Source organism: Calothrix sp. CBUCES-K 9914, from assembly GCF_059640475.1.
The window spans coordinates 1-4626 of the sequence record NZ_JBXXZH010000436.1; the positions used below are offsets into that span (position 1 = coordinate 1).

The 4626-nt window shown below is 44.6% G+C and carries 2 protein-coding genes and 1 pseudogene; 1 reads left to right on the forward strand and 2 read right to left on the reverse strand.

The window, feature by feature from the left end:
* Positions 1-1917 precede the first annotated feature (1917 nt).
* Complete coding sequence (locus AC2JBO_RS43320) at positions 1918-2247, forward strand: hypothetical protein (protein ID WP_496959801.1); 330 nt, start codon at positions 1918-1920, stop codon at positions 2245-2247.
* A gap of 48 nt (positions 2248-2295) precedes the next feature.
* Here AC2JBO_RS43320 and AC2JBO_RS43325 read toward each other — a convergent pair whose 3' ends face one another.
* Positions 2296-3753, reverse strand: coding sequence for an NHLP bacteriocin system secretion protein (locus AC2JBO_RS43325; RefSeq protein ID WP_496959802.1), 1458 nt, complete (start codon positions 3751-3753; stop codon positions 2296-2298).
* A 169-nt stretch (positions 3754-3922) separates the two neighbouring features.
* Positions 3923-4626 (reverse strand): annotated as a pseudogene (locus AC2JBO_RS43330) (cyclic nucleotide-binding domain-containing protein); the annotation flags it as partial.

The following is a 4626-nucleotide window of genomic DNA, read 5'->3' on the forward strand; positions in this document are numbered from 1 at the left end:
GTCAGCTGTTAGTCTGAGTTAGGCAGTCGCTGCTGTTGGTTGCCTGTGCTGCTTTGCCAGACAGCAGCAGAGCGCTCAGGATATCTATCCAGCAGTTAGTAGCCAATTACATCCAGTCAACGGCGCTTGGTCAACTTCCCCATCATGCATGCGCCTTGCGACAGGCGTCACATGCGGAGGTTTTGTCGACAGGGGTCCTTGTTGTCAATGCTGCAATGCAACACAAGGCCCCTGCAGTACGGCATGCGCTCGACTAACCACATTTGTGCTGACTAGTACGGAGTTTGCCGTTGTTTCGCGTCTGACCAGACATACCCTACAGAGGCTCGCTGGCGCGTGGCTGCGGGTGAGTGTTGGTATCATCATTTGCATGATGGGTGTGCGCACCGGTGTCAGCTGTCCGCTGCAATCTGCCGCTGCCCAGGCATGGCAAGCAGTGTCTGCTGCTCTCTTGTCTGCAAGAAACACGAGGGCTGTGCTGTTCAGTCCGTGGAATCGAGTGCCTTGGGTAGCGGCCGCCTCCTGTGCACCAGCGTTGTTGCATGTGCATTACCCGGCTGCTGCTTGATGCAGGAAGGTTTACTCAGGCTGATATTACTTGGGGTTTTCAACGCGTGCTGCCAAGCCCAGTCAGCTGACTGACAGAGGCTCAAGAAGGTTTGAGCTAAGGTGCACGTGGGTGTTGGCTTGTCAGCCTGTTTGCTGCCGTGCTGCATTGTAGTTCTCTATGGGTTCTTTGGCGGGCTCATTTCTTTTTCTGTGTGGCGATGGCACACCAGCCAAAGCCTGTCTGTTTGAGCCATGCTGCTGTGTTCTCGTGCACCAACCCACATGGTGCACATTGCGTTGCACGAAGCACTCGACAGCTCCAGCTTGCACTGTAACGCAGCATGCTACTTATGCATGCATGTGCACTTGATAGATCTGGTTTGTGCTCGTCGTTAACTCCACAGCCTAACATGCGTGATGGCCCTAATGAGCAAGCAATGATGTGCTGTGCAACAACGGCCGTTAGACAGGGCTCCGGGCTTTTGGTTTGCTGGCGTTACCGGGATTCATGACGAAGGTGACACAAGACAGGTTGTGTTGTGGAGGGACACAAACCCACAAGAGGCTTGGTGCGACCATGTGTGTGTTCTTAAGTTGGATGACATTTGGAAAGGAGGGTGTGAAAAGTATGCCTGTGTGTGCATGTGGTACTCTTTGTACATGTTGGGCAAGTAGAGTTGCTCCGCCCTCAGCTGTTGGCACAGCTGAGGAACCTGTTTAATTATGATTAACCTGGCGTGTATGCTGAGACAATGTTACCTTGTCAGGTGTGTGATTTGACACATACTTCACTGTCTGCTGATAGCTGTTTTGTTATATGGAGTACTGCCACCTGGGCACAACTTGTGTGCACGCATGTAGTTGTTTCATGCAGGCGGCTGCGGAATGCTGCCGGCCCAGCCTTGTGACCCACGGTGTGCCTGTTTGTCTGCTTAGAGTGTTGCTGCCTGATGACGTGCGTCCCGCAATTGCTAGCGCCTGGGCTCTGCTGCACGTGTTGTTGAGCAAGGACTGTCAGCATGCATTGTACTGTAGCCGGCAGCAGATGCTGCTTTTGGCTTCGCTTTGCAGTCATGCATGAATGCATGCATTAATGAGTCTACAGGCATGCATGGATGCGCGCATAGATGCAGAGCATCATCAACAGCCAAAAAGGAGCATCATGTGAGTGACTACGAGAAATAGTGCAGCGCCTGCTCGGCATCACCAACACCCCAAGTTGAATTTACTTCACCTGCACCTTCTCCAACTACAGCTAGATTACGGGAGAAAACCAAGCAAACCGAAGACAGTAATAAAAAAACACTAAGCTATAACGCTATTCCTACTGAAACCGAGGCGCCTACAGGTAAAACAGTAAACGTAACTGTGTATACTAGTGATTCACAGTGTCTAAATTATGTACCTAAAAAAACCACCGTCCCAGCTGATGAACCTGTAGAAGGCGCCGTTGGTAGAGCATTAGAAGGACATGATAGTGGGGACTTTAGCTTGTCGGGGTATCGAGTTAACGTCAAAAATGGTATAGCTACAGTAGATTTACGAGTGGCGCCTAATTCCAAACGTTTAATTAGTTCGTTGTCAAGCTGCGAAAACTTTGCTCTGTTCGGTAGCGTCCGCAAAACATTAACCAGTAACAGTCAATGGAACATTAAAGACGTTCGCTTCACCGAAAAAGGAGAAGAAGTTTTATTTTAGCAAAACGTTTTTAAGGGTAAAGGGGAAACCCTTTACCCTTTCTCTCTCTTAACTAGCGCCAGTCAAAGACTTAAAAATAGGTAAAACAAACTCGATAGGTTTTTTCTTTTCTATAGTGATTCTAACTGTAGTTGTTGTTCCTGGTGTAATTTTTAGTTGAGGTCCTTTTGAAGATGACCACTTATAACCGCTATCGGTTGAAGCATCAAGTTTCGGTTCTGTCTCGATAGAAATTTGAGACCCTTTGCTGAATATATCAGATACAATATCAGGATTCCCAACTATGCCAGCTACACCTTGTTGAGTTACGGGGAACTGAGACACTTTTGTTACATATGCTTCAATTCCACCAAATTCCTCACGCTTAACGTTAGAAGGAGTAATTTGTAAAGGTGTACCTACTTTTATTTTTTTGTTTTCGCTAACTGGTAAGAATACAATATTAACTAACTTTGCTCCAGGGTCTTGTGCGGAAACCGTTCCAAGTCCCACACCCGGTTCTAGTTGTTGACCTGGTTTTGCCGTTAATTCTAAAATTGTACCAGTGTAATCACTTTTAACTTGACTGTTTTTTTGTAACTGCGATTCTAACTGAGTAATTAAACGTTCGGTTTCTTGAATTTCTTTTTTGCGACTCGTTGCTGTTGTTATGTCTTGTTCTTTCTGAGTTGCTTGACGACTTTTTAAACCTTTCAGTTGCGCTTGTATTTCATTCTCTTGATTCTGATTTTGTTGATATTGACGTTTAGCGTCGGTTTCTTTGACATCCAGTTGATTTAACTGTGATTCGGCTTCGTCGATTTGCGCTTTGGCATTAATATACTCTTGCCGCGCGTTTAATGCGGTGTCTTTGGGAACAGCACCTTGTTCATAAAGTTTTTGTCGTTCTTCCCAACGTTGTTTTAAGGTGGGTTGCAGTTCGCGTAGTGTTATTAAGCGTGAGCGTAAATTCGCACGTTCCTTTTTGAGAACTTCTAAACCTTTTTCACGCAGTACAGGAGTTAACTCCTGTACTGTTTGTAAACTTTTCTCTAGTGTTTGACGCTGTTGAGCTATTGCTGATTCTTCAACTGTATAACGCTGCAGTTGTGCTGTGCTTGCTGTTTGGTCTTGAAATTTAAGCTGCGTTAACTTCTCGCGCGCTAGCTGTAGTTGTTTACTTAATTCTGACTGGTCAATTGTAGCTATGACTTGACCCTTTTTTATTTGATCTCCTGCTTGGATTTTTAAATCTAAAATACGTCCAGAGCTAGATGCTTGTAATGTTGCAACTTTACTAGGATACACCATTACACCTCTACCTGTAACAACAACTGGTATTTCTCCTAGTACGCTCCATGCTCCTCCACCAATAACCAAGGCACCAAGTGCAAACAAAGAGAACCAGCGTTTTGGGCTAGTAACTTTAATTAACTGGTCTAACTGTTCTGGAGAAGCGACTTTTTCTAGAGCTTCTTTACGAAATAAATTATTTTGATTCTTTTGGGTATTTTGTTGCGTTACCATTTTTTATTTCTCCTTAATTATTTTATACCTACACCTACACCTACACCCACACCCATACCCATACCCACCACACCCACACCCTAGAAGGGTGGGGCTATACGAGCGAAGCCTGCCTTCGCAGGCTTAAAATAAATGTGAGGTTATTTTGTTTACCATGCAAACAATTTATTTACTCGATGCGAATTCTTTTAAGCATCCAATCAAAGCGGGCGCCTGCGAGTGACATTTGTGTGAGAGAATAATTATTAAGCTCGTTAGAAAAAGATTCATCTAAGGATTGACCGCTACTATATGTTAACCTGCCATATCCCATTCGTTGAACTAGAGCAGCTTGTTTATCGGCTAAAATAATTCCCAAAACGCGGTAAAATCTAACTGCGAAACCGACATCGTGTAATAGTTTTGCAGATAAACGCCATCTTGGTATTGATAAAACTCGTGAGTCTTTAACAGCTTTAACAGTTACTGCTTCGGGTTGAACTTCGATAAACGGTGTTTCACCTACCATATCACCGCGCGATAGTCTTGCAAATTCGCGTTCCAACGGTTGATTTTTGCTGCTTTTCAAATTAGATGTTACCAAATTTGATTCTAAATTTGATTCTAAATTTGATTCTAAATTAGAGAAAGCGTGTGCTAGTGCGTTGCCATCATCCTCATAAGCATTCAAAGCTACGGCGCCATCGAGTAAAATATATAGTGCTTCAGTTTGCCTGCCACTACGAATTAATGTTGAACCAGTAGGAAACACTTGTATTTGTCCTGCGGCAATTAACCAGTCAATATCACTATCGTGCAACTCACTAAATATAATTAAAGCTTCCCGTAACTGGGGTTTACTCAAAACTGTTGTACTGCTTCTTAACTCTTGCA